This is a genomic window from Bradyrhizobium yuanmingense, from assembly GCF_025200905.1.
GTDB classification, from domain to species: domain Bacteria; phylum Pseudomonadota; class Alphaproteobacteria; order Rhizobiales; family Xanthobacteraceae; genus Bradyrhizobium; species Bradyrhizobium yuanmingense.
The window spans coordinates 170652-193573 of record NZ_CP104173.1; the positions used below are offsets into that span (position 1 = coordinate 170652).

The window sequence follows — 22922 nt, forward strand, 5'->3', positions numbered from 1 at the left end:
GGAGCGGCGTTAGAGCATGATCCGGAAAAGTGTGTAGCGGTTTTCCGATACGATCATGCTCAAACAAATTAGTCCGCGACGATCTTGACGCGGTCGCGCACCTTCACCTGCGCGGTGCGATCGAGGCCGTTCAGTACGCGGAAGCGCTCGGCGGGATGGTCGACGCCGGCCATGCGGTGGGAGAGCGACTCCACGGTATCGCCGGGCTGCACAGTGATGACCTTGATGCGCAGCGGGCGCGCGGCCTGGATTTCCTCCAGCGTCAGCCGCCGGAACGAGTTGACGGTCTCGCGCGCATTCCGCTCGCTCTCGGTCGATTTCTGCCGTGCCGCGAAGATGAAGCGATAGACGTCGCTGCCGAAGCGCAGCGCATAGACCTTGAACTGCCATTGGTCGCCCTTGGCGGTGGCGGACGCCGCTGGAAAACCGTTGACGGTGAGATCCTCGGTCGAAGCCTTCTCGACGCCTTCCATCCAGCCCGAATTGAGGTAGTCGCCGAGCGACTGTTCGGCCGGCACGCGCACGACGTCGAAGCGCATCGCCTGCGCGCCGCCCTCGCGGACGCCGATCACGGCCTGCGCGGTGTTGTCGAGCGTGAAATTGTCCGGCGCCTGGAAGGTGAAGCCGAGCTTCGGATGCAGGAAGCGCCGGCCGCGGACAAAACCTTCGCTCGGGTCTTCGCCATAGACGAGGTTGTCGATCGCGGCGAGATAGCTTTCGCGATCGCGCTCGGCGCCTTCAGGCGCGGTGTATTGGCGGGCAATGTTCTGCGCGTTCTGGACGCGTTCCGGAGTTGCCGGATGCGACGAGGTGAAATCCTGCGCGCGCGGATCGAGCGAGCTCTTGCCGGCCTTCAGCTCGGCATTTCGCTCCATCGCGGACAGGAAGCGCGCCGCGCCGTACGGGTCGAAATGCGCCTTGGCGGAGATGCCGACGCCGATGCCGTCGGCCTCGAACTCCTGCTTGCGCGAGAAGCTCGCCATGGTGAGCTTGGTCTTGGCCAGCGCCAGCGCGGTGAGGTCGGGATCGTTGCTCATGTCGGTGACAACGCGGGTGACGATCGCGGCCTGGCGGGCCTGGTCCTCGCGCATCGCCGCGTGCTTGGACAGCACATGCGCCATCTCGTGGCTGAGCACGGAGGACAATTCGGAGGTGTCGCTGGCGAGCGCGAGCAGGCCGCGCGTGACATAGAGCTGGCCGTTGGGCAGCGCGAAGGCGTTCACCGCCCCGGAATTGAGGATGGTGACCTTGTAGCCCTGGTCGGGCCGCTCGGAGGCCGCGACCAGCCGGTCGACGGTCTTGCTGACGAGCGCCTCGAGCTTGGGATCGTCATAGGTCCCGCCATAGCTCGCCAGGATGCGCTCGTGCTCCTTCTCGGTGGCCGGGGTTTGGGCGACGGCAGGCTTCGGCTTCGGCATCGCGACGGCTGCCGGGGTCGCCGCAGTCTGGAACCGGCCCATATCGCCGCAGCCAGCGAGAAGTCCGCCCAGCGCAAGGCAAAGCGCGGCCGGCGCAGCCCGCAGGCGGCGGCAATCGCCCAGTCCGTGCCGTTCTAGCACCCCATTCACGTCGTTTAACCCGTGCCCGGCCTGTCTTAAGGCCTTACCCCTGTCGGCTCGTTTGCGCCCAGCAACTCGATCTGCCCCACGAGGCGTACATCGATGCGTGGCCCCGTATTCCCCTCAACCCAGCCCCGAACGCGAATACGCCGATTCTCCAGGGACTTAAGGGCCATACCAGCGCTTTCGAACGCCGCTAGCGTGCGCTTTGAAATAGTCACGGCAAAGCCGCGTGTCCAGTTTCGTCCGAAGTTGAGGTAGGTCGTTGCCCCAGCTTGCCGGACCGACAGGACTTTGCCTTCGACCACCGTAAAGCGCCCGATCTCCGCCAAAATATCGTCCGGACTTTCCGCGTTTTTTATGGCCGACGGGTCAGCCCAGCTGCCCATTTTTTGGCGCCGCGCCGCAGCTTCGGACGCCATCAGGGCGGCCGCGCAGTCCTTGTCCAGGATCTCGGCGGAGGCGATGGCATCGCCCCGAGCGAGCAGCATGGCCTGCACCGAGATGTCGCCTTCGCCGATGAAGACAAGCGCACTCTGGCGGCCGTAGCGATCAGGCGTGTCGTCAGCGCTCCGCAGCATCACGTCGTGGCCGGCGAGCAGCGAGGTCAGCGCCTGCTTCGTGGTCGCGGTCGGCGCGATGCCGCTGAGGCGGATCTCGCGCCCGTCATCGAGCCGCACGCTGCGCGCATCGACGATGGCAGCGACGCGGCCTTCGCCTTGGGACTCGAACTGGCAGGGGCCCGCGAATGCCGAGCTACTTGCGACGAGAAGACATGCGACGATGAAGCGAAGCCGTTGCGTCACGTGATCCGGAGAGGTTGCATTGCGGCCGGACCTTAACTCATGCGTGGTGAGATGCGAAGGGGCTTTCTCACACCCTTCATTGCGAGGAGCTCTTCGCGACGAAGCAATCCAGACTGTTTCCGCGGACGCATTTCTGGATTGCTTCGCGGAGCCTGTCATCCGGCCGCGCTTCGCGCGGACCCGTTGGCTCGCAATGACAATGCGGGGACAGCTTCCGTCCTCGCGGCATTCCGCTTTGCGGAAAGCGCGCATTGATCATTCATCTGCATCGCACCTGCGCTTGCTGCGCTCTTGCGCATGCGGCATGATTGCGGCAACAGCGAATAGCCAAGAGCAATAACCCAAGAGCAATAACCAAGCCGCCATCAGAGCACGGCGCGATAAGGGAGGTCGTTTTCGATGAAGACTATTTTGTCCGGCATTTTTGCCGCCGCGTTTGCCCTCAATGCGAGCGCCGCACAGGCTCAGGACAAGCCGCCGCTGAAGATCGGCGGCATCCTCGACATGTCGAGCCTTTATGCAGATATCACCGGCTCCGGCAGCGAGACTGCGGCGAAGATGGCGGTCGAGGATTTCGGCGGCGAGGTGCTGGGACGCAAGATCCAGGTGCTGGCGGCCGACCATCTCAACAAGGCCGATCTCTCCGCCAACATTGCCCGCGACATGCTCGATAATCAGGGCGTCGAGATGATCTACGACGTCGCGGCCTCCGCGACCGCGCTTGCCGCCGGCGAGATCGCGAAAGCGCGCAACAAGATCATCATGTTCAACGGGCCGGGCTCGATCCGTCTCAGCAACGAGGCCTGCGGTCCCTACACCATCCACTACGTGTTCGACACCTACGGCCAGGCCAACGTGACCGGTCTTGCGGCGGTGAAGTCGGGTCTCGACAGCTGGTTCTTCCTCACTGCCGACTACGCCTTCGGCCAGGATCTGGAGAAGGACACCAGCGCGGTCGTGACCAAGACCGGCGGCAAGGTGCTCGGTGCCGTCCGCCACCCGCTCAACACGTCGGATTTCTCGTCCTTCCTGCTCCAGGCCCAGGCCTCCAAGGCCAAGGTGATCGGGCTCGCGAATGCCGGCGGCGACACCATCAACGCCATCAAGCAGGCGGCGGAGTTCGGCATCACCAAGGGCGGCCAGAAGGTCTCGCCGCTGCTCGCCTTCGTCACCGATATCGACTCGATCGGGCTCGAGACCGCGCAGGGGCTGCTGCTCGCGGAAGCGTTCTACTGGGATCTCAACGACGACACGCGTGCATTCTCGAAGCGCTTCATGGAGCGCACCAAGCGCGTGCCGACCTCGGCACAAGCCGGCGTCTATTCCTCCGTCACCCATTATCTGAAAGCGGTGAAGGCAGCCGGCACGACCGACGCCGCGGCGGTGATCAAGCTGATGAAGGAGACGCCGATCAACGACTTCTTCGCCAAGAACGGCAAGATCCGCGAGGACGGCCGCATGATCCACGACATGTACCTGTTCGAGGTGAAGAAGCCGTCGGAGTCCAAGGGCCGCTGGGACGATTACAAGCTGCTCGCCACCGTCCCCGGCAACGAGGCGTTCCAGTCATTGGAGCTGTCGCGCTGCCCGCTGGTGAAGAAGTGACGGCGTGACGTAAGGGCACGCCGTCATCCCGGGGCGCGCCAAACAATAGGTCGTCATCCCGGGGCTCGCGAAAGCGAGAGCCCGGGATCCATTGGGCGGCATTGACGGTTGAGAGATGGATTCCGGGTTCGCGACTTCGTCGCGCCCCGGAATGACAAAGTGAGAGAGTGGCACCACAGAATGAGGCCAACGTCCATGAACGACATGGTCCTGCAAAAGCTCGAAGGCGGGCTGCTCACCATCACGATGAACCGGCCGGAGCGGAAGAACGCGCTCAATCCCGAGATGGTCGCCGGGCTGGTCGAGGCGGCGCGGCGCGCGGCTGATGATCCCGAGGTGCGGGCGGTGCTGTTCAAGGGCGCCGGCGGCTCGTTCTGCGTCGGCGGCGACGTCAAGTCGATGGCAGCTGGTCGCGCGCCGCTGCCGTTCGAGCGGAAGCTCGCAAATCTGCGCCACGGCATGGAGGTCTCGCGCATTCTGCATCAGATGCCAAAGCCCGTGGTGGCGCAGCTCGACGGCGCGGCGGCCGGCGCCGGCCTGTCCATGGCGCTGTCCTGCGACCTGCGCATCGCCTCCGAATCCTGCAAGATCACCACTGCTTTTGCCAAGGTCGGATTCTCCGGTGATTACGGCGGCACCTATTTCCTGACTCAGCTGCTCGGCAGTGCGCGGGCGCGCGAGCTCTATCTGATGTCGCCGGTGCTCACCGCGAAGGAGGCACATGCGATCGGCATGGTGACGAAGGTCGTGCCCGACGCCGAGATCGACGCGGCCGCGCACGAGCTCGCGCTGTCGCTGGCGCAAGGGCCGTCGATCGCGCTCGGCTTCATCAAGCGCAACATCAACAACGCCGAGCACCTGGCGCTGGAGGATTGCTTCGACGGCGAGGCGATCCATCACACCCGTTGCGGCGACACCGAGGATCACAAGGAGGCGGCCAAGGCCTTCGTCGAGAAGCGCAAGCCGACCTTTAGGGGCGCATGACCATGGCGCCCTATATCCGGCTGCGTCAGATCTGCCTGGTCGCGCCGCAGCTCGAGCCCGTCATCACGGATATCGGTCGGATCATGGGCCTCGCCGTCTGCTATCGCGACGGCAATGTCGCCCAATACGGCCTCGAGAACGCGCTGCTCCCGGTCGACACGATCCTGCTGGAGGTGGTCGCGCCGTTCAAGGACGGCACCACGGCCGGTCGCTTCATCGAGAAGACCGGCGGCCGCGGCGGTTACATGGCGATCTTCTGCTGCGACGACCCGGACGAGCGCGGCCGCAACGCCAATGCGCTCGGCGTGCGCACCGCCAATGTCATCGACCACGCGCCGTATCACGGCGTCCAGCTCCACCCCCGCGACTGCCGCGCCGCCTTCATCGAGTTCAATCACACCGAAGGCAGCGACGACATCCTCGGGCCGTATCCTCCGGCGGGACCGGACTGGCAGAAATTCATTCGCAAGGATGTGACCGAGGCGCTGACGGCGGTGGAGATGCAGAGCCCGGATCCGCAAGGGCTGGCCGAGCACTGGGGCAGGATCATCGGAATTGCGCCTGAAGGCGCCGAACTGAAGCTACCCAACGCGACCTTCCGCTTCGTCAAGGGCGCCAGCGAGATCATGAGCGCGCTGGAGTTTCGGGTGGCTGACGTGGCGCAGGTGCTGCATACCGCCAAGGCCAAGGGGCTCGCGGTTGCGGGCAACGAGTTTCTGCTGGGCGGAGTGAAGTTCCGCGTGAGTTGATCGGGCAAACCCTCTCCCCCTGTGGGAGAGGGTGGCTCGCCGCGAGCGGCGAGACGGGTGAGGGGTCTCTCTCCGCGAGCGAATCACTTGCGTTTGAATGCGCTGAAGCAACCCCTCATCCGGCGCTTCGCGCCACCTTCTCCCGCAAGGGGAGAAGGAAGGAAGAAGCGACCGTTTGTAAGAAACTACCTTCCCTTGAAATTCGCCACCCGCCGCTCTTCCGTTGCCTTCACGCCTTCCTTGAAATCGTCCGTCGCGCGCAGCCGCGTCTGCTCGGCGAGTTCGTGATTGGTCGCGGCCATCACGCGGTCGGCGAGGCCATTGCGCATCGTGGCGCGGGTGGAGAGCAGGCCGAGCGGGGAGCATTCGGCGATCTCGCCGGCGAGCTTCATCGCGGCCGCCTTCACCTGGTCCTGCGGCACCAGCTCGTTGGCGAGGCCCCATTTGTAGGCTTCCTCGCCCGTGACGCGGCGGCTGGTATAGAACATCAGCTCGGCGTTGTTCTTGCCGATCAGCTCCGGCAGCGTCACGGTCAGGCCGAAGCCGGGATGGAAGCCGAGCTTGGTGAAGTTTGCGGAGAAGCGCGCTTCGGGACAGGTGACGCGGAAATCGGCCGACACTGCAAGCCCGAGACCGCCACCGATGGCCGCGCCCTGCACGGCGGCAACGATCGGCTTCTTGGCGCGGAAGATGCGCACGGCCTGGATGTAGAGATGGTTGATCGGGCCGAGACTGTCGGCCGGATCGCCCTTTTTCTCCGCTTCGCGCGCCTCCTGGGCCTGCCGCGCCGGATCGCCGAAATTGGCGCCGGCGCAGAACGCCTTGCCCTGCGCGGAGAGCACGGAGGCACGGATCTCGATGTCGCGGTCGAACTCGTCGAGAGCGTCCGCGATCTGGTTGATCAGCGAGATATCGAAGAAGTTGAGCGGCGGACGGCGAATCTCGATGGTGCCGACATGCCCGACCTTCTCGACGCCGATATCTTGATAGGTGCTCATGATGATCCTCGATTGACTTAACGCAGACCCAATCCGCGGGCGATGATACCGCGCAGCACCTCGGTGGTGCCGCCCTGGATGGTGAGTTTCGGCGCGGTCTTGATCGCGAAGTCGAGCTGCCGCTCCAAGGTCTCGCGGTTGCTCGCGGTCTCCTCGACGAAGGCGGCGAGATCGCGCACGCGATGCGGCAGCTGCTGCTCCCAGACCGTGCCGATGTCCTTGACGATGGAAGCCTCCACCACCGGCTCCTTGCCGGTTTCGAGCATGCCGGCCACCGAGACCGACATCCGCCGCATGGTGTGGAGCTGCGCGACCAGGCGGCCGATGCCCTCGGCGCTGCGCGTATCGGGATTGGGACCGACAGCGCGGACCAGCTCGGTGAGGACGTAATAGGTCTCGAGGAAACGCTCAGGGCCCGAGCGTTCATAGGCGAGCTCGCTCGTCGCCTGTTTCCAGGCGCCGTCGACTTCGCCGAGCACGTGGTCATCGGGAATGAAGTGATCGGTGAAGACCACCTCGTTGAATTCATACTGGCCGGTGATCTGGCCGATCGGGTTCACCTTGATGCCCGGCTGTTTCATCTTGACCAGGAACTGGGTCAGGCCGTGGCGGCGGTTCTCCTTGGTCGGCGGCGAGGTCCGGAAGATCGCGATCATGTAGTCGGCGATATGCGCCGACGAGGTCCAGATCTTGGTGCCGTTGATGAGATAGCCGCCCTCGGTCTTGGTCGCGCGCGTCTTCGCCGCGAACAAATCGGAGCCCGAGTTCGGCTCGCTCATGCCGATCGCAAAGCAGATCTCGCCGCGGCAGATCCGCGGCAGGATCTCCATCTTTATGTGCTCGGGCGCATATTTCAAAAGCACCGGCCCGCTCTGGCGGTCGGCGACGAAGAAGCGCCGCGTCGGCGCATTGGCGACGCGCATCTCCTCGGTCACCACGTAGCGCTCGAGGAAGGAGCGTTCCTGGCCGCCATACTTTTTCGGCCAGGTCATGCCGAGCCAGCCCTTGGCGCCGACCCGGCGGGAAAATTCCGGCGCGTCGGTGTCCTCGCGATTGGGCTTGTGCGGATCGAAAGTGCCGGCGGCGATTTCCTCGGCGAGGAAGGCGCGCACTTCCTTGCGCAATTGCTCGCATTTCTCCGGCAGGCGGATCGGATCGAAACGGAGGGCAGCGGTCATTTTTGTCTCGTCCCCTGATCAGCGCGACGCCACGAGCGGCCACAGTTCATCGGCGCCGCGGTTTGCCACGAGCTTGCCGAGCTCGACGGCCCAGTAGCTTTCCGAGCCAAAATCGTCGCGCCAGGCCAGCGCGCGCAGCGAATAGCGGTGCAGGATGTGCTCCATGGTGAAGCCGATCGCGCCATGGACCTGATGCGCGATGCCGCCGCCCTTCTCGGCAGCTTCCGCGCAGCGGATCTTTGCGGAGGCGGCTTCGAGATAGATCTCGTCGTTGAACGATCTTGCATTGGCGATGGCGTCGGCGGCGGACGTCGCCGCCGCAAGCGCCGCGGCGGATTCGCCGGCGAGGCGCGCGAGATTGTGCTGCACGGCCTGGAATTTCGAGATCTTCTTCTCGAAGGCGACACGCTCGTTGGAATAGCGCACGGAGATGTCGAGCATGGATTCCAGCGCGCCGGCGATCTGGAGGCTGCGCGCGACGCCGCCCATCAGCATCAGATGGGTCTGCTCAAAGCCCTTCGGCGCGGGCTTGATGGCGACTGGCTGGACCTTGTCGAGCGTGACGGTATCGCTGTGGTCGTAGCCGACATTGAGCCCGGCCTCGATCCGCGCCTTGGCCGCGTCGATCAGCGCGATGGAAGCACCATCCTTGCCGTGCGCCAGCACGGCAAAATGCTTCGCCGTCTTGGCAAAGGGCACGCCGCGCGCGCGGCCGGAGAGCGCACCGTCGGCATCGAGGGTGATGCGGTCCTTCGGGGACGCCGGCACGACCGTCATCTCGCCATCGGGTGATGTGATCTTGGCCTGTGCCAGCAGCCATCCCGCCAGCATGGTCTCGGCCAGCGGCACCGCGACTGCGAAACGGCCGGCGGCGTTCATCAGCGCAAAGCCGTCGGCGAGGCTCGCACCCGAGCCGCCGAGATCATCCGGCACCCAGGACAGCGGCAGGCCGGCTTCGCTCAACGCCTGCCACAGCGGCGCCTGCCAGGAATTGTTCTTGTCGTTGTTGATGGTTTGCGGATCGGCGAGATCTGCGAAGATCTTCTCCGCGGTCTCGACGACGATATTGTCACTCTCCGCCACAGCGTTCCCCGTATCTTGCCATTGGCGCGTCCGGTCTGATCGGCCAGTGCGCAGTCTCTTCTTGCGCCCGATGATCGGAAAAAGCCATGGCCCTGACAAGCGTTGATCGCAGGTCCATCTGCGGCGTGGGCATGGGGCCAGGCTTCAGGAAATGCTAATTCCGCTTAGCGGAGTTTGCTCGATTTGCAGGGCGCGGCAAACTCGCTAAACAGGACGCCACACCAGAGACAGGGGAAGGAAATCCGGATGGCAAAAGACGGCTTGTGCGCAATCGTGACGGGGTCCGCATCCGGGCTGGGTGCAGCGACTGCGGAGATTCTCGCCCGCAGCGGGGCGAGGCTCGTCATCAACTATTCGTCGAGCCAGAAGGAAGCCGAGGCGACGGCCGAGACCTGCCGCAAGGCCGGCGCCGCGGAGGTTTTGGTCGCACAGGGCGACGTCTCCAAGGATGAGGATTGTCGCAAGATCGTCGCGGCGGCCAGCGGCTGGGGCCGGCTCGACATCCTCGTCAACAATGCCGGCACCACCAAGCATGTGGCTCACGCCGATCTCGACGGTCTGTCGGCGGAAGATTTCCAGCGGGTCTATGGCGTCAACACCATCGGCCCGTTCCAGATGGTGCGCGCGGCGCGCAGCCTGCTCGAAGCCGCCGCCAAGGCTTCGGGGCGGCCATCTGCGGTCGTGAACGTGTCCTCGGTCGCCGGCATCAGCGGCGTCGGCTCGTCGATTGCGTACGCCGCGAGCAAGGGTGCGCTCAACACCATGACGCTGTCGCTGTCGCGCGCGCTGGCGCCGCTGATCCGCGTCAACACGGTCTGCCCTGGCTATATCGACACGCCCTGGTTCACCAAGGGCCGCGGCGAGGCGCAGGCCAAGCAGGTGCGCGACAGCGTCGTGGCGAAAGTGCCGCTGAAGGTCGCATCATCCGCGGAGGACATCGCCCAGCTCGTCTGCTTCCTGGCGACGCCGGCCTCCAGCAACATGACCGGCGAGGTCGTGCGCATGGATGCGGGGATGCATTTGATTACGTGAGACCCGATACGCCCTCTCCGCGTCATGGCCGGGCTTGACCCGGCCATCCACGTGAGGCCGCTCGGGTCGAAGGACGTGGATGCCCGGGTCAAGCCCGGGCATGACGATGAGGAGGTGGCGTGCTCTCGTCGTTACCGCTTCTAAGCGCTACCCCTTGATCACGCCGCTCGCTACCAGCCGATTCCAGATGAACAGCACCACCACCGCGCCGATGGTCGCGGTGATGAAGCCGGCGCCCTGGTCGGGGCTGTAATGGCCGATGGCCTGGCCGATCCAGGTGGCCAGAAACGCGCCGGCAATGCCGAGGATGGTGGTGAGGATGAAGCCGCTCGGATTGTTCGGCCCCGGCGACAGCCAGCGCGCGATGAGGCCGGCAATGAAGCCGACCAAGATGATCCAAAACAGGCCGCCCATGCTCATGACAGTGCTCCCCTCTCTTTGAACCGATCAGACCCGATCCGAGAGTTCATTCTCGGTCGGCAGCCGTCCGTCCGGCGTCAAATGGTCGACCACCTGCGGCAGATACTGGCTGAGGCCGGAGAGCAGCTCTTCGCGTGACAGGCCGCTCTGGGCGGACAAACTCTCGATCTGGTCGGCGCCGAGCGCGCTGGCGAGATCGCCCGGCGCGATTGGCTTGTTCTCGCCCTTGCCGACCCAGGAATTGGCGGCATCACCGTGTCCGCTCTGCTGGAGCTGGTTGAGGAGATCGCCAAGCCCGCCGCTCAGAATGCTGCCGGCCGCACCGCCGGCGAGCAGGCCGCCGAGGCCGCCCTTGAGCATGTCGTTCAGACCGCCGCCCCGACCTACGTTCACCGGCGGAGGCGCGGGTGTCGGCAACGGTTGGGGCGCTGAGCCGGACTGGTTGCCGGTGAAATGCTTGAATGCCTTCCAGGCGAGCAGGCCGAGCAGCGCCATGGTCATCGGCGACATGCCGCCGGAGGATTTCTCGGAGCTCGGTGTGCTCTGGCCGCGCGGGCCGTTCTGCATGCCGTTGAGGACGTCGAGTAGACCCATGGTGCTCTCCTTTGGCGTCTCGTTCGGCGAGCGCTCGCCGCTGACTGCCCCCGGGGCGAGAAGATATGGGGCACTCATGACCGTTACAAGTCGGATGCGCCGCGATTGGTTGTCGGGCTCGGCTCTGCTATCGAAGGCCGGTCATTCAGGGAGTGAGCTCGGTGATTGCGGATCGACCGATCGTTGTGGCCGGCGCCGGCGCCATCGGCTGTTTCGTCGGCGGCATGCTGGCCGCCAGCGGCCGCCGCGTCGCGCTCCTGGTGCGGCCGCGGGTAAAGACCGAGATCGAGCGGTTCGGCTTGCTTCTGACTGATTTCGACGGCTCCGAGAACAAGCTCGGCGCGGGTCAACTGGCGCTGTCGGAGGATCCCTCGATCTTCCACAGCGCCGGCATCGTGCTGGTGACGGTGAAAAGCGCCGATACCGCTGCTGTCGCCGAGCAGATCGCGCAGCATGCGCCTGAGGATGCCGTCATCGTCTCGCTTCAGAACGGCGTCGGCAATGTCGCTGCGCTGCGCGAGCGGCTGGGCGGCCGCCGCGTGCTGGCCGGCATGGTGCCGTTCAACGTGATCGCGATGGGCGAGGGCCGCTTCCACCGCTCGACCTCCGGCGACATTCATGTTGGCGAGGATGCGGAGAACACGGCCGGGAAGCTCTCGGTCGCCGGCCTCACGATGCGCGCGAGCAGCGACATCACGGGCGTGCAATGGGGCAAGCTGATCATCAACCTGAACAACGCGCTCAGCGCGCTGTCGGACATGCCGCTTGCCGCGCAACTGGCCAGCCGCGACTGGCGCAGGCTGTTCGCCGACCAGATGGCCGAAGGGCTGGCCGTGCTGAAGGCCGCCCACATCGTGCCGGTGTCGTCGACGCCGATCCCGATGAGCTGGTCTCCAACCCTGCTGCGGCTGCCGGATGCGATCTTCGGTGCAATCCTGGGCCGGACCATGAAGATCGATCCCGAGGCGCGCTCCTCGATGTGGCAGGATCTGAAGCAGGGCCGCAAGACCGAGATCGACTATCTGCAAGGCGCGGTGATCGCGCTCGCCGAGCGGAACCATGTCGCCGTGCCGCTGATGCGCCGCATTGTTGCGCTGATCAAGGAAGCCGAGGCGGCCGGCAACGGTCCGCTCCGTATGACGCCGCAGCAGATTCGGGGGTAGCGCCCGAAAGGAGGAGCGCGATGAAACGTGGTCTTGTGATCGGGCTCGCGCTGACCGCCTTCTGCGGCACATCGACGCTCGCCTATGCGAGGCCGCCGACGGTGATGAACTCACCTGGATATGACAGGCGATTGCAGGAGAGCCGGTCGCAGTTGGGTGCTTCGCCGATGGTGACGGAGCCGGCGACTGCGCCGTTGGTGAAACCGAAGCAGGGCAAGAAGAAGCGCACGAACTGAGGGTGGGAGCTGATCTCCATCCAACTCGTCCTTGCGAGCCACCGGGTCGGCGCAAAGCGCCGCCCGATGACAGGCTCCGCGAAGCAATCCAGAATCCCACCGCGGAAAGACCCTGGATTGCTTCGTCGCAAGGGCTCCTCGCAATGACGGTTATGGATGCAACTCACCCCTTCTTCGCGGGCTTGCTCGGGGTCGGGTTGAACAGCTTCTTCAGGTCGTTCAAGCTCTCCGACAGCCGCGGCCATTCGCAGGAGAACGAGCCCTTGGCGCAAGGTGCAGCCTTCGGCTTCGCGCCCGCGGCTTGCTGCACCTTCGGCCGCTCGACCGGCACCGGCACGCGCGCGACTTCGGTCCGCAGCGCGACCTGCTGCAGCTGCTGCAACTGCTGCTCCTGCTGTTCGCGCTGCTGCCGGGCGATAGCCTGGGCCGCTTCGTTGCTGCGGCGCTGGTTGGCGAGATAGGCCGTATAGGCTTCGTCGATCTTCTTCTGCTCCTCCGGCGTCGGATTGGGACCGGCGATATCGAAGGTGCGATCCTGGAGGAAATCGTAATAGGAATAGCCGCCGCCCGGCTTGCGGCGGCCGGCGAACTTGGCGTTGCAATCGGCAAGGGCGGCCGTCTTCTCCGCTTTGGTTGCGGCCTTCTCGGCGGCGTCGGCGCATTCCTCGAAATCAACCGGAGCGCGCTTCCACCATTGCGCCTCGGCATGCCCGTGCGTCAGCAGGAACAAACCTGCTGTACCTACGGCGAGCAGCGCCGCACGACGCGATGTAACGACCGACGACATTCTACGAGAGCATTCCTTGCGCAACTCAACCCGAACTGAGTCGAGCCGGATTTTTGCCCCTTTCTTGCCGGCTTGTCACCCATGGAACCCAGGAAATTCAGGGCTGCGATGCTGACATTTTGTGCTTGACGTGGCGCGAGAGTCACAGCGCCCTGACCGCAGGCTGGTACACTCGTGCCGCGAGCGCCTCACTCCTGCGGCGACGCCAAGAAGACGAAATGGAAACGCCTGATGTTGCTGCCGCTCTCAGATGTGCCGCGCTGGTACGCGGAACGCAAACCACACGGCACGATTGCGATCCGTCACGGGCAGGACACGCTGACCTGGGACGAGCTCGAGCGCGGCGCCAACCGCCGCGCGCGGGCATTCATGGCCAAGGGCGTCAAGCCCGGGGATTTCGTCGCGATCGGATTGCCGAACGGCAACGCGTTCTTCGAGACCTCCTTTGCGGTGTGGAAATGCGGCGCGACGCCGACCTCGCTGTCGTGGCGGCTGCCGCGCGGCGAAGCCGCCGCCGTGCTCGACATTCTCAAGCCTGCGCTGGTGGTCGGCGGCGAGGCCGACTGGAATGCGCCCAACCGGTTGGCCGCCGACTTCGTGCCGGAAGGATTCTCGGATGGGCCGCTGGCGCCGCCGGTGGCGCGATACTGGAAGGCGATGACCTCAGGCGGCTCGACCGGCCGACCCAAAGTGATCCTCGATCACCAGCCGGCCGTGACCGATACCGCGGCTGCGCCGCCGCTCAATATTCCATTCGGCGTATCGCTGCTCAATCCCGGTCCGCTCTACCACAACGCGCCGTTCATCGTGTCGCATTATGCGCTCTTCGTCGGCGGCAAGCTCACGGGGCTGACCAAGTTCGACGCCGAGGAGACGCTGCGGCAGATCGAACGCGAGCGCGTGCAATGGGTCAATTTCGTGCCGACCATGATGCACCGCATCTGGGCGCTGCCTGCGAGCGTGCGCAACTCTTACGATCTGTCGAGCCTGCAGACGGTCTTCCACATGGCTGCGCCGATGCCGCCGTGGCTAAAGGAGAACTGGATCGGCTGGCTCGGACCCGAGCGGATTTGGGAGCTCTATGGTGGCACCGAGCGGCAGGGCGCCTGCATCATCTCCGGCACTGAATGGCTGACGCACAAGGGCTCGGTTGGCAAGATCGGCGACATGGCGAAGCTTCGCATCGTCGGCGAGGACGGCAAGGACGTTGCGCCCGGCGAGACCGGCGAGATCTATTTCCTCAACAATGACGGCAAGGACGCCACCTACCATTATCTCGGCGCCGAGCCGAAGCGCCGCGCCGACGGCTGGGAATCGCTCGGCGATATCGGCCGGCTGGACGCCGAAGGTTATCTCTATCTCGGCGACCGCCTCGCGGACATGGTGCTGCGCGGCGGCGCCAACATCTATCCGGCCGAGGTCGAGGCCGCGGTGTCCGAGGCTCCCGGTGTGCGCTCCTGCGTCGTGGTGGGCCTGCCCGATCCGGAACTGGGCCAGCGTGTGCATGCCATCATCGAGCCGGAGCCCGATGCGGACGGGCAGGCCATTGCCGACGGCATGGCGGATTTTCTCAAGGACCGGCTCAGCCGCTATAAGCATCCCGAAAGCTTCGAATTCGTCAGCGCCCCGCCGCGCGACGATTCCGGAAAAGTTCGGCGCACCCTGTTGCGCGATGAGCGTGCGACGTGGATGAAGGAGGGGCGCGCGTTCCGGATCTTGTCTTCGAAGGCGCGGGCGCATGCCGAATGAGACAAGCAAGGAAGGACTGACATGACGATCACCATCGCAGCGAGCAGCGTGAAGAAGCCGCCGGCCGATATCATCGAGGGGTTCAGGGACGCGCCGACCTCGGTGATCTCGGACAATCTCGCCCGGCTACCCGGTGCAGTGGGGCTGAGGCCCTATCACCGCGGCGGCAAGCTGGTGGGCACGGCCTTCACCGTGCGCACCCGTCCCGGCGACAATCTCGCGATCCACCGCGCGCTGGATCTGGTCGGGCCCGGCGACGTCATCGTGGTCGACGGCGGCGGCGACGAGACGCGCGCGCTGATCGGCGAGATCATGAAGAACATCGCGCAATGGCGCAAAGCTGAAGGCTACGTAATCGACGGCGCGATCCGCGACGTCGCAGCATTCGCGGCCGACGACTTCCCCTGCTACGCCCGCGCAGTGATCCATCGCGGTCCCTACAAGAACGGCCCCGGCGAGATCAACGTGCCGGTGACGATCGGCGGCAGCGTGATTGCGCCCGGCGACATCGTCGTCGGCGACGAGGACGGCGTGGTGTCGTTTCCCGCTGCCGGGGCGGCCGCCCTGTTGGACGCGGTGCGTGTCCAGGTCGCGCGCGAGGAGGAGACGTTGAAGGCGATCCGCGAGGGCCGTTACCAGGGCGCCTACGGCAAGTCCTGATCAGAGGAGCGTGAAGGGAGGATGGCGTGAGCCAGAAGGAAGAATTTCACAATCTCGATGATGCCAGCGACGGACTCTTCCGCGAGCTTGCCGCCGGCGTGACCACGCGCATCTTCTCCGGCGAGCAGGCGATGCTGTCGGTGGTGACGCTGGCCCCGCATGCGCAAGGCACGCTGCATCATCACCCCGAGGAGCAGTGGGGCGTGCTGCTCGACGGCTCCGCCATCCGCGTCCAGGGCGAGGAGGAAATCCCGGTGAAGAAAGGCGATTTCTGGCGCACGCCCGGGAACGTGCCGCACACCATGCGCGCCGGCCCGGACGGCGCCCGCGTGCTGGACATCTTCAGTCCGCCTCGGCCAGAATACAGAAAAGCAGGATCAGGCTTCGGCACGACCTAGCGCTCAAAAGCAAAAAAGCAAAGCGCTACACATAAAGGGAGGGGACCATGACGATCACACGACGGGCGCTGCTGGCCGCGCCGGCTATTCTCGCATTGACGCCGGCGATGGCGCAGGCCGGCAAAATCACGCTGGTGGTGCCGTTCCCGCCGGGCGGATCGACCGACGCCATGGCGCGGCTGCTGCAGACGAACCTGCAGACCAAGCTTGGTCGCATCGTGGTGGTCGAGAACAAATCGGGCGCGGCCGGTGCGCTCGGCGCGGCGCAGGTCGCCAAGAGCCCGGCCGACGGCTCGACCTTCCTGGTGACGTTCGATTCCCACGCCGTGATCCCGTCGATCCTCGACAAGCCGCCGGTCGATGTCGAGCGCGAGCTGATGCCGGTGCTGCTGATCGGCACCGCGCCTTACGTGATCGCGGCCGGCGCTGGCCGCCCCTACAAGAGCTTTGCCGACGTGGTTGCCGCCTGCAAGGCGACCCCCGGTGCGGTGAAATATGCCTCGGTCGGCATCGGCACGCTCGGCCATCTCGCCATGACCGTGCTCGGTAACAAGGCCGGCGTCGAGATCATGCACGTGCCCTATCGCGGCGGCGGGCCGGCCATGAACGACGTGCTCGGCGGCCACGTCGATCTCATCGCGGGATCGGCGGCGCTGGTCGCCGCCCAGCTCGGCACCAATATGCTGCGTCCGATCCTGCAGCTCGGCCGCGAGCGGCTGCCGGCCCTGCCTGATACTCAGACCGCGATCGAGGCCGGCTTCCCGGACTTCGAGACGCTGGCCTGGTGGGGCATCTTCGCGCCCACGGGCACGCCGCCGGACGTCGTCGCGGCCTTCGCGGCGGCGTCCAAGGAGATCCTGAGCGAGCCCGCGACCGCCGCCCAGCTGAAGGAGACGCAACACATGACGCTGCTGCTCCATCACGGCGCCGCCTTCAAGACCTTCTTCGACAAGCAGGTCGCCACCTGGGGCAAGGTCGTGAAGGACAACAATATCAAGGCGTGAGGCCCCGTCATGCCCGACGAAGGGGACGTGCGAAACTGAGCTCATGGCCATCGGGGTCGGTGAGATGGAAGTAGCGCTCGCCCCATTCTGCGTCGCGCGGCGTGGTCGACGGCTGCCATCCCGCGGCGCGCGCCTGCTCATAGATTGCGTCGACATCGGCGACATGGAAGATGACGCGGCCCCACCAGGACCAGCGTTTGTCGTCCGGCTGTGCCGTCAGGTTAAGATAACCGGGGCCGACGCGAAAGCTCGTGAATGCGGCGGCTTCGCCACCATACAAGAGCTCGAACCCCAGCGACCGGTAGAAGTGCACGGCGCGCCCCATGTCATGCGTGCCGAGCGTGATGGCGCTGATGCTTCCGATCATGTGAGCTGCTCCGTTGGGAGGGGCCTGGAAGTATAGCCGCCCCGTTCAGGCTGACGATCGATCTCGCCCGCCTGACGGCTGGCGAACCGCATTTTGCTCTGCTATGAGGGGGCCGAGCCCGCACCCACGGGTTCCGCGGTCCCGTAGCTCAGCCGGATAGAGCGGCGGTTTCCTAAACCGTAGGTCGGAAGTTCGAGTCTTCCCGGGATCGCCACTTTTCCGCGCGTTTACGCCGCGCCTAGGGCACGCAACGCCGGTATTCCCCCCAAGCGTTATTCCATCGTGACGTGTGCCGACAGCCGGCTAAAATACGGCGGGTGCAGGGGGCCTTGCATGGCGGACTCATGGTACTACGCTGAGGGCGGGCAGCGGCGCGGCCCGTTCTCGATTTCTGAACTCCTTACGCTTCTCGCGGGTATCGCCGATCCTCGGCGCGTGCTGGTCTGGCGGCACGGCTTCGAGAATTGGAAGCCGGCCGGGGAGGTGCACGAGATCACGCAGCAGCTCCTTCAATCGCCGCCGCCAAGCCCAGCATCGCCGCCGGTTGAGGTCATTCGCGAGGCGGCCGCTCCCGCAGAAGACGGCGCTTCATTCAAGGACGTCCAGCCAGAGATGACCGGCATCAGCGGCTGGCTCGGGCTTCTGGCGTTCGGCCAAATGATCGGCATCGTGCGCCTCGTCGTCAATACCGCGCAATATGTGCAGTCGATCTCCAGCGAGACCTGGGTGCAATTCTCAATCGTATTTTGGGGCGAGATAGCGATGAACGCCGCGCTGATCGGTCTCGCAATCTGGACGGCGGTGCTCCTGTTCATGCATTCCCGTAGATTTCCAGCGTTCTTCATTGTGCAGATGATCTGTGCGGTACTGATGCCGTTGATCGATCTGGTTTGGGTTGCATCGATCTTTTCCATTGGCTTGAACCGTCCGTTCGGTGATTTTTTCACTATCGAACCTCTTCAAGTCGCACGAATGGTCGTCGGTGCGATCAGTACCGCGATTTGGATAACCTACGTCCTTCGCTCCCGTAGAGTCGCGAATACGTTCACGGAGTAAGCCGTCATGCATCCGGCGGCCCGCAAGCCGAGCGGACAGGATGCCCGCTGATTTGCTCGGCTGGTGCAAAAATTGCTAACAGAAGCGACCGGGCCGGAAGGGGCACCTTCCAGCCCGGTCCGTGCCTGTCCGTTGCCATACCCGGAGACCATGATGCCTTTTGACTTGATCCTTCGCGGCGGAAGGGTCATTGACCCCTCGCAGAAGCTCGATGCCGTGACGGATGTCGCATTTTCGAACGGCAAGGTTGCCGCTGTTGGCACTGGGCTCAAGGCGGATCCGGGCACCGATGTCCGCGACATCTCGCAGTTCATCGTGACGCCCGGACTCATCGATCTGCACACCCATGTCTATTGGGGCGGCACCTCGCTCGGCATTGATGCCGAGGAGTTCTGCCGCCTCTCCGGCGTCACCACGGCGGTCGATACCGGCAGCGCTGGCCCCGGCAATTTCGCCGGCTTCCGCAAGCATGTGATCGAGCCGAGCCAGGTCCGCATCCTCGCCTATTTGCACGTCTCGCATGCCGGCATCTTCGGCTTCTCGCACCGGATCATGGTCGGCGAGAGCGAGGAGCTGCGCCTGATGAATCCGATCGAGGCGGCCGAAGTGGCCGATGCCAACCGCGATCTCATCGTCGGCATCAAGGTGCGCGTGGGCCTGCATTCCTCGGGCACCTCGGGCGCGGTGCCGCTCGACATCGCGCTCGAGGTTGCGAACGAGGTCGGCATGCCGCTGATGGCGCATATCGATCATCCGCCGCCGAGCTATGAGGACGTGCTGGCGCGGCTGCGTCCCGGCGACGTGCTGACCCACGCGTTCCGCCCCTTTCCCAACACCCCGGCGACGGCGCAAGGCACCGTGAAGAAAGCGGTGCTGGAGGCGCGCGAGCGCGGCGTGCTGTTCGATATCGGCCACGGCAAGGGCTCGTTCGCGTTCAAGACCGCGCGCGCCATGTTGGCCAATGGTTTCCATCCGGACACGATTTCCTCGGACATCCATCAGCTCTGCATCGACGGACCGGCCTATGACCAGGTGACGACCATGTCGAAGTTCCTGTGCATGGGCATGGAGCTGCCGGATGTGATCGCGGCATCGACGGTGAATGCGGCGATGGCGCTGCGGCGTCCTGAGCTCGGCAGCCTCAAGCCGGGCAGCGTCGGCGACGCGACGTTGATCTCGGTGCGGCAGGGCCAGTTCGACTATGAAGACGTCGTCGGCGAGCACCTGATCGGCGATCGCAAGATCGTGTCCGAAGGCGTCGTCATCGGCGGCCGCTGGTGGCATCCGAATTGAGCGGCGCGCGCGGATCGTGACCACGTGCTCGCATGACGCACTGATCAGTCGCGTCCCGCCTCCATGATCGCCTTGGCGAGCCGCGCCGGGTCCGAGAAGCACAGTTCGTGGCTTCCCGGCACCTGCACCAGGCGAAACAGGCCGAGCTTCTCCGACAGGCGCGGATGCCAGCCATGGCTGTGCGGCATCGCGGTATCCTCGGTGCAGTTGATGTAGGATTTGGCCAGCGGCATCTCGGCCGGATTGCTCTTGAGCGCGATCTTGTCGCTGAAGGTCGCCAGCGGATGCGGATTGAGCACGTCATAAGCGCGCTGCGCCGTCTCCAGATCGGCATCGTTGATGAAGGCCTCGCGCCAGATCGGGAAGGGCAGCACCACCGAGCCGTCGCCGCGCTCGGCCGCGATGGCGTCGAACAGTCCGACATAATGCGGCGGCACCATGTCGTTGAGGCATTCGCCGCCGTTGGGCACGAAGGCATTCCAATAGACCAGACGGCGGATGCGCTCCGGCACGAGGTCGGCAACGCCAGTGATAACCATGCCGCCATAGGAATGGCCGAGCAGGATGACGTCCTTCAGATTATTCTCGGCCAGGTAGTCCGCGATCGATTGGATCGCTTCCTTCAACCCGGTCGTCTTGGCATCGCCCGGACGGTTGCCCTTGATGGTGGGGGTATGGACTTGATGGCCGGCGGCGCGGATCGTCGCGGCGACCGGCTCGAGCTCGGCGCCTGTATGCCAGGCGCCATGGACGAGAACGTAGGTCGACATATTGTGGCTCCTCCCGAGGGTGTGGTTAGATCGGCGCAGCGTCGCCGCACGGCAAGTGTGGACCGGCGACCGATTTGCCGCTTGGCTGGAAGTGAACCGTATTGGTCTCGGAGTGAACCGATGCAGCAGATCGAGCGTCCCGTTCCGTCACGCCACTCGGCCTGGAATACGGTGGGCGTACGGCCTCACGAGCAATTCGCCTATTATCGCGAGGCAATCTGCCAGGCTTTCATGAATCTGACGCCGGAGCCGGCGGCCGCCGCCGCCTTTCCCGCCAGCGTCGAGCATGTCCGTCTCGGTGATGCCGCGATCAACCGCGTCAGCTTCCCTGAGCACGTGGTGCGCCGTTCCGCGGCCGACATTGCGGCGTCCGATCGCAGCTGCTTCTACCTCAACCTGAAGCTGGCCGGCCGCTGCCGCATCCAGCAGGACGGTCGCGAGATCAGCCTGTCGCCCGGACAGGTCGGCATCTTCGACAGCGACCGCCAGTTCGCGCTCCTGCACGATCGTGGTCCGCAGCTGCGCGTCGCCTCGTTCTGGGTGCCGGCAGAAGCCTTGCGTGAACGGCTGCCGGCTTCGTTCGACGTCGTTGCGGCACGCCTCTCGGACGATCCCGTCGTCGGCCACCTCATTGTCGAGACCGCGCGCACGCTCAGCGAGGGCGCGCTGCAGATGGGCGAGGACGAAGGTGTGCGGCTGTTCCGGGCGCTGATCGAATTGGTTGCCGTGAGCCTGTCGCGAAGCAGCCGCCTGCACGCAGCTGAAGCCGAGAGTCTCGCCGATGCAACCACGCTGGCGGTGAAACGTGCCATCCACCGGCGGCTCCGCCAGCCGGGACTTGCGGTCGCAGACGTCGCCGCCGCCGTCGGCATCAGCGAGCGCTACGTGCACAAGCTGCTGGCGCGATCGGGCTCCAGCTTCACCGACTACGTCATCGACCATCGTCTCGACGGCGCGGCCAGGGATCTCAGGACTCCCGCGATGGCGGAGCGCGCGATCGGCGCCATCGCGTTCGATTGGGGTTTTTCGGACCTCTCCCACTTCACCCGCCGCTTCAAGCAGCGCTTCGGCTGCCGGCCGCGCGACTGGCGCGCGCGGTGAGAGAAACTGCGCGGCGACTCGCTCGATGAGCCCCCTCTCCCCGTTCTTACGGGGAGAGGGTTGGGGTGAGGGGCTGCTTCCGCGAATACGGTGAGAGACGGACCTGTGGAGAGTCCCCCTCACCCGATCGCTACGCGATCGACCTCTCCCCGCAAGCGGGGCGAGGTGGAGCGCCTCACAGCGACCGCGCGATTAGCAGCTTCATGATCTCGTTGGTGCCGCCATAGATCTTCTGGATGCGGGAATCGATGAAGATGCGCGAGATCGGGTATTCCTGCATGTAGCCGTAGCCGCCGAATAGCTGCAGGCATTCGTCGGCGGTCTCGACCTGCTTCTCCGAGCACCAATATTTCGCCATCGAGGCCGTCACGGTGTCGAGGTCCTTGGCGATCAGGCGCTCGATGCACCAGTCGACGAAGACGCGCGCGATCATCGCCTCGGTCTTGCGCTCGGCCAGCGTAAAGGCGGTGTTCTGGAAATCCATCAGCGGCTTGCCGAACGCCTTGCGCTCCTTGGTGTAGTCGGTGGTGAGCTTGACCGCGCGCTCCATCGAGGCGACGGCGCCGACCGCGAGCGCAAGGCGTTCCTGCGGCAATTGCTGCATCAACTGGACAAAACCCTGGCCCTCCTCCTTGCCGAGCAGGTTTTCCGGCGGCACGGTCACGTTGTCGAAAAACAGCTCCGAGGTGTCGGAGGCGTGCAGGCCGATCTTGTCGAGGTTGCGCCCGCGCTTGTAGCCGTCCGCGCCCGCAGTCTCGACCACGATCAGCGAAATGCCTTTCGCACCTAGCTCGCCGGTGCGCGCGACCACGATGACGAGATCGGCAGCCTGGCCGTTGGTGATGAAGGTCTTCTGGCCGTTGATGACGTAGGAATTGCCCTGCTTCTTCGCCGTGGTCTTGACAGCTTGCAAGTCCGAGCCGGTGCCGGGCTCGGTCATGGCGATGGCGCCGACCATCTCGCCGGACGCCATCTTCGGCAGCCAGCGTTTCTTCTGCTCCTCCGAACCGTAATTGAGGATGTAATGCGCGACGATGGCGCTGTGCACGGAGACGCCGGTGGTCAGCTCTGGCACCGTGCTCTCGAGATCGTCGAGCACGGCGGCGTCATAGGCGAAGGTGGCGCCGAGACCGCCATATTCCTCCGGCACGCTCGCCAGCAGCGCTCCCATCTCGCCGAGCCCGCGCCAGGCGAAGCGGTCGACCATTTTCTGCTCGCGCCATTTCTCGGCATGCGGCGCCAGGTCCTTGGCGAGATATTTGCGGAACTGGTCGCGGAAGACGTCGAGGTCTTCGGTCATCCAGGACGATCGATAATGCATCAGCGCCTC

24 protein-coding genes and 1 tRNA gene are annotated in these 22922 nt (G+C 65.0%); 14 read left to right on the forward strand and 11 right to left on the reverse strand.

Annotation, left to right across the window (positions count from 1 at the left end):
- Positions 1-68 precede the first annotated feature (68 nt).
- Positions 69-1559, reverse strand: coding sequence for a M48 family metalloprotease (locus tag N2605_RS00760; protein ID WP_036014583.1), 1491 nt, complete (start codon positions 1557-1559; stop codon positions 69-71).
- A 35-nt stretch (positions 1560-1594) separates the two neighbouring features.
- The gene (locus tag N2605_RS00765) at positions 1595-2365 is read right to left on the reverse strand and encodes a thermonuclease family protein (protein WP_225113658.1); all 771 of its coding nucleotides are present in this window, start codon (positions 2363-2365) and stop codon (positions 1595-1597) included.
- Positions 2366-2764: 399 nt separating this feature from the next.
- Here N2605_RS00765 and N2605_RS00770 point away from each other — a divergent pair, with 399 nt between their 5' ends.
- The 3 genes from N2605_RS00770 to N2605_RS00780 all read left to right on the forward strand — a co-directional run bounded on the left by N2605_RS00770 (position 2765) and on the right by N2605_RS00780 (position 5703).
- Positions 2765-3970, forward strand: coding sequence for an ABC transporter substrate-binding protein (locus N2605_RS00770; RefSeq protein WP_074448069.1), 1206 nt, complete (start codon positions 2765-2767; stop codon positions 3968-3970).
- Between the two features lie 195 nt (positions 3971-4165).
- Entirely contained in the window at positions 4166-4954 is a 789-nt protein-coding gene (locus N2605_RS00775; RefSeq protein WP_036014577.1) for an enoyl-CoA hydratase, read from the forward strand.
- 2 nt (positions 4955-4956) lie between these two features.
- Positions 4957-5703, forward strand: a complete 747-nt coding sequence (locus N2605_RS00780) for a VOC family protein (RefSeq protein ID WP_225157220.1) — start codon at positions 4957-4959, stop codon at positions 5701-5703.
- Positions 5704-5888: 185 nt separating this feature from the next.
- Here the strand turns inward: N2605_RS00780 and N2605_RS00785 are convergent, their stop codons facing one another.
- The 3 genes from N2605_RS00785 to N2605_RS00795 are packed head-to-tail and all read right to left on the reverse strand — an operon-like array spanning position 5889 to position 8962.
- Positions 5889-6701, reverse strand: a complete 813-nt coding sequence (locus N2605_RS00785) for an enoyl-CoA hydratase/isomerase family protein (protein WP_225141058.1) — start codon at positions 6699-6701, stop codon at positions 5889-5891.
- A gap of 17 nt (positions 6702-6718) precedes the next feature.
- Positions 6719-7879, reverse strand: coding sequence for an acyl-CoA dehydrogenase family protein (locus N2605_RS00790; protein ID WP_260345554.1), 1161 nt, complete (start codon positions 7877-7879; stop codon positions 6719-6721).
- A gap of 18 nt (positions 7880-7897) precedes the next feature.
- Positions 7898-8962 carry an acyl-CoA dehydrogenase family protein gene (locus N2605_RS00795; RefSeq protein ID WP_225113660.1) on the reverse strand — a complete coding sequence of 355 codons (1065 nt, stop codon included), beginning with the start codon at positions 8960-8962 and terminating at the stop codon, positions 7898-7900.
- Between the two features lie 246 nt (positions 8963-9208).
- On the opposite strand from N2605_RS00795, the gene N2605_RS00800 reads away from it, so the two are divergent.
- Positions 9209-9994, forward strand: coding sequence for an SDR family NAD(P)-dependent oxidoreductase (locus tag N2605_RS00800; RefSeq protein ID WP_109141716.1), 786 nt, complete (start codon positions 9209-9211; stop codon positions 9992-9994).
- A 147-nt stretch (positions 9995-10141) separates the two neighbouring features.
- Here the strand turns inward: N2605_RS00800 and N2605_RS00805 are convergent, their stop codons facing one another.
- Positions 10142-10414, reverse strand: a complete 273-nt coding sequence (locus N2605_RS00805; protein WP_370103030.1) for a GlsB/YeaQ/YmgE family stress response membrane protein — start codon at positions 10412-10414, stop codon at positions 10142-10144.
- A 27-nt stretch (positions 10415-10441) separates the two neighbouring features.
- The gene (locus N2605_RS00810) at positions 10442-11008 is read right to left on the reverse strand and encodes a YidB family protein (protein WP_036014559.1); all 567 of its coding nucleotides are present in this window, start codon (positions 11006-11008) and stop codon (positions 10442-10444) included.
- Between the two features lie 161 nt (positions 11009-11169).
- On the opposite strand from N2605_RS00810, the gene N2605_RS00815 reads away from it, so the two are divergent.
- Positions 11170-12171 (forward strand): 2-dehydropantoate 2-reductase, encoded by a 1002-nt coding sequence (locus N2605_RS00815; protein ID WP_225145216.1) that lies wholly within the window; start codon positions 11170-11172, stop codon positions 12169-12171.
- Between the two features lie 20 nt (positions 12172-12191).
- The gene (locus N2605_RS00820) at positions 12192-12407 is read left to right on the forward strand and encodes a hypothetical protein (RefSeq protein ID WP_225113663.1); all 216 of its coding nucleotides are present in this window, start codon (positions 12192-12194) and stop codon (positions 12405-12407) included.
- Positions 12408-12570: 163 nt separating this feature from the next.
- Here N2605_RS00820 and N2605_RS00825 read toward each other — a convergent pair whose 3' ends face one another.
- On the reverse strand, positions 12571-13194 hold the full coding sequence (locus N2605_RS00825) for a hypothetical protein (protein ID WP_057027447.1): 624 nt from the start codon (positions 13192-13194) through the stop codon (positions 12571-12573).
- A 231-nt stretch (positions 13195-13425) separates the two neighbouring features.
- On the opposite strand from N2605_RS00825, the gene N2605_RS00830 reads away from it, so the two are divergent.
- Genes N2605_RS00830 through N2605_RS00845 form a run of 4 tightly spaced genes read left to right on the forward strand, consistent with a single transcriptional unit; the run spans position 13426 to position 17005 of the window.
- Complete coding sequence (locus tag N2605_RS00830; RefSeq protein ID WP_036014546.1) at positions 13426-14943, forward strand: AMP-binding protein; 1518 nt, start codon at positions 13426-13428, stop codon at positions 14941-14943.
- Between the two features lie 21 nt (positions 14944-14964).
- Positions 14965-15603 carry an RraA family protein gene (locus N2605_RS00835; RefSeq protein WP_036014544.1) on the forward strand — a complete coding sequence of 213 codons (639 nt, stop codon included), beginning with the start codon at positions 14965-14967 and terminating at the stop codon, positions 15601-15603.
- Between the two features lie 26 nt (positions 15604-15629).
- On the forward strand, positions 15630-16001 hold the full coding sequence (locus N2605_RS00840; protein WP_036014542.1) for a dimethylsulfonioproprionate lyase family protein: 372 nt from the start codon (positions 15630-15632) through the stop codon (positions 15999-16001).
- A gap of 47 nt (positions 16002-16048) precedes the next feature.
- A complete protein-coding gene (locus N2605_RS00845; RefSeq protein WP_225153431.1) occupies positions 16049-17005 on the forward strand; it encodes a tripartite tricarboxylate transporter substrate-binding protein in 957 nt (318 codons plus the stop codon).
- A 7-nt stretch (positions 17006-17012) separates the two neighbouring features.
- On the opposite strand, the gene N2605_RS00850 is transcribed toward N2605_RS00845, so the two are convergent.
- Complete coding sequence (locus N2605_RS00850) at positions 17013-17372, reverse strand: VOC family protein (protein ID WP_225153433.1); 360 nt, start codon at positions 17370-17372, stop codon at positions 17013-17015.
- A 137-nt stretch (positions 17373-17509) separates the two neighbouring features.
- On the opposite strand from N2605_RS00850, the gene N2605_RS00855 reads away from it, so the two are divergent.
- The 3 genes from N2605_RS00855 to N2605_RS00865 all read left to right on the forward strand — a co-directional run bounded on the left by N2605_RS00855 (position 17510) and on the right by N2605_RS00865 (position 19721).
- Positions 17510-17586, forward strand: a tRNA-Arg gene (locus tag N2605_RS00855).
- Positions 17587-17705: 119 nt separating this feature from the next.
- On the forward strand, positions 17706-18428 hold the full coding sequence (locus N2605_RS00860) for a DUF2569 family protein (RefSeq protein ID WP_225153435.1): 723 nt from the start codon (positions 17706-17708) through the stop codon (positions 18426-18428).
- A 153-nt stretch (positions 18429-18581) separates the two neighbouring features.
- Positions 18582-19721, forward strand: coding sequence for an amidohydrolase/deacetylase family metallohydrolase (locus N2605_RS00865; RefSeq protein WP_057027798.1), 1140 nt, complete (start codon positions 18582-18584; stop codon positions 19719-19721).
- A gap of 44 nt (positions 19722-19765) precedes the next feature.
- On the opposite strand, the gene N2605_RS00870 is transcribed toward N2605_RS00865, so the two are convergent.
- Positions 19766-20491 carry an alpha/beta fold hydrolase gene (locus N2605_RS00870; RefSeq protein ID WP_225137660.1) on the reverse strand — a complete coding sequence of 242 codons (726 nt, stop codon included), beginning with the start codon at positions 20489-20491 and terminating at the stop codon, positions 19766-19768.
- A gap of 120 nt (positions 20492-20611) precedes the next feature.
- Between N2605_RS00870 and N2605_RS00875 the strand changes: the two genes are divergently transcribed.
- A complete protein-coding gene (locus tag N2605_RS00875) occupies positions 20612-21592 on the forward strand; it encodes a helix-turn-helix domain-containing protein (protein ID WP_225153437.1) in 981 nt (326 codons plus the stop codon).
- Between the two features lie 175 nt (positions 21593-21767).
- Here N2605_RS00875 and N2605_RS00880 read toward each other — a convergent pair whose 3' ends face one another.
- Positions 21768-22913 (reverse strand): acyl-CoA dehydrogenase family protein, encoded by a 1146-nt coding sequence (locus tag N2605_RS00880; protein WP_225153439.1) that lies wholly within the window; start codon positions 22911-22913, stop codon positions 21768-21770.
- Between the last annotated feature and the right edge of the window lie 9 nt (positions 22914-22922).

Coding starts and splice junctions, on each gene's coding strand:
- N2605_RS00770 (WP_074448069.1), top strand. CDS start 2,765: ATGAAGACTATTTTGTCCGGCATTTTTGCCGCCGCGTTTGCCCTCAAT.
- N2605_RS00775 (WP_036014577.1), top strand. CDS start 4,166: ATGAACGACATGGTCCTGCAAAAGCTCGAAGGCGGGCTGCTCACCATC.
- N2605_RS00780 (WP_225157220.1), top strand. CDS start 4,957: ATGGCGCCCTATATCCGGCTGCGTCAGATCTGCCTGGTCGCGCCGCAG.
- N2605_RS00785 (WP_225141058.1), bottom strand. CDS start 6,701: ATGAGCACCTATCAAGATATCGGCGTCGAGAAGGTCGGGCATGTCGGC.
- N2605_RS00790 (WP_260345554.1), bottom strand. CDS start 7,879: ATGACCGCTGCCCTCCGTTTCGATCCGATCCGCCTGCCGGAGAAATGC.
- N2605_RS00800 (WP_109141716.1), top strand. CDS start 9,209: ATGGCAAAAGACGGCTTGTGCGCAATCGTGACGGGGTCCGCATCCGGG.
- N2605_RS00805 (WP_370103030.1), bottom strand. CDS start 10,414: ATGAGCATGGGCGGCCTGTTTTGGATCATCTTGGTCGGCTTCATTGCC.
- N2605_RS00810 (WP_036014559.1), bottom strand. CDS start 11,008: ATGGGTCTACTCGACGTCCTCAACGGCATGCAGAACGGCCCGCGCGGC.
- N2605_RS00820 (WP_225113663.1), top strand. CDS start 12,192: ATGAAACGTGGTCTTGTGATCGGGCTCGCGCTGACCGCCTTCTGCGGC.
- N2605_RS00825 (WP_057027447.1), bottom strand. CDS start 13,194: ATGTCGTCGGTCGTTACATCGCGTCGTGCGGCGCTGCTCGCCGTAGGT.
- N2605_RS00830 (WP_036014546.1), top strand. CDS start 13,426: ATGTTGCTGCCGCTCTCAGATGTGCCGCGCTGGTACGCGGAACGCAAA.
- N2605_RS00835 (WP_036014544.1), top strand. CDS start 14,965: ATGACGATCACCATCGCAGCGAGCAGCGTGAAGAAGCCGCCGGCCGAT.
- N2605_RS00845 (WP_225153431.1), top strand. CDS start 16,049: ATGACGATCACACGACGGGCGCTGCTGGCCGCGCCGGCTATTCTCGCA.
- N2605_RS00850 (WP_225153433.1), bottom strand. CDS start 17,372: ATGATCGGAAGCATCAGCGCCATCACGCTCGGCACGCATGACATGGGG.
- N2605_RS00860 (WP_225153435.1), top strand. CDS start 17,706: ATGGCGGACTCATGGTACTACGCTGAGGGCGGGCAGCGGCGCGGCCCG.
- N2605_RS00865 (WP_057027798.1), top strand. CDS start 18,582: ATGCCTTTTGACTTGATCCTTCGCGGCGGAAGGGTCATTGACCCCTCG.
- N2605_RS00870 (WP_225137660.1), bottom strand. CDS start 20,491: ATGTCGACCTACGTTCTCGTCCATGGCGCCTGGCATACAGGCGCCGAG.
- N2605_RS00875 (WP_225153437.1), top strand. CDS start 20,612: ATGCAGCAGATCGAGCGTCCCGTTCCGTCACGCCACTCGGCCTGGAAT.
- N2605_RS00880 (WP_225153439.1), bottom strand. CDS start 22,913: ATGCATTATCGATCGTCCTGGATGACCGAAGACCTCGACGTCTTCCGC.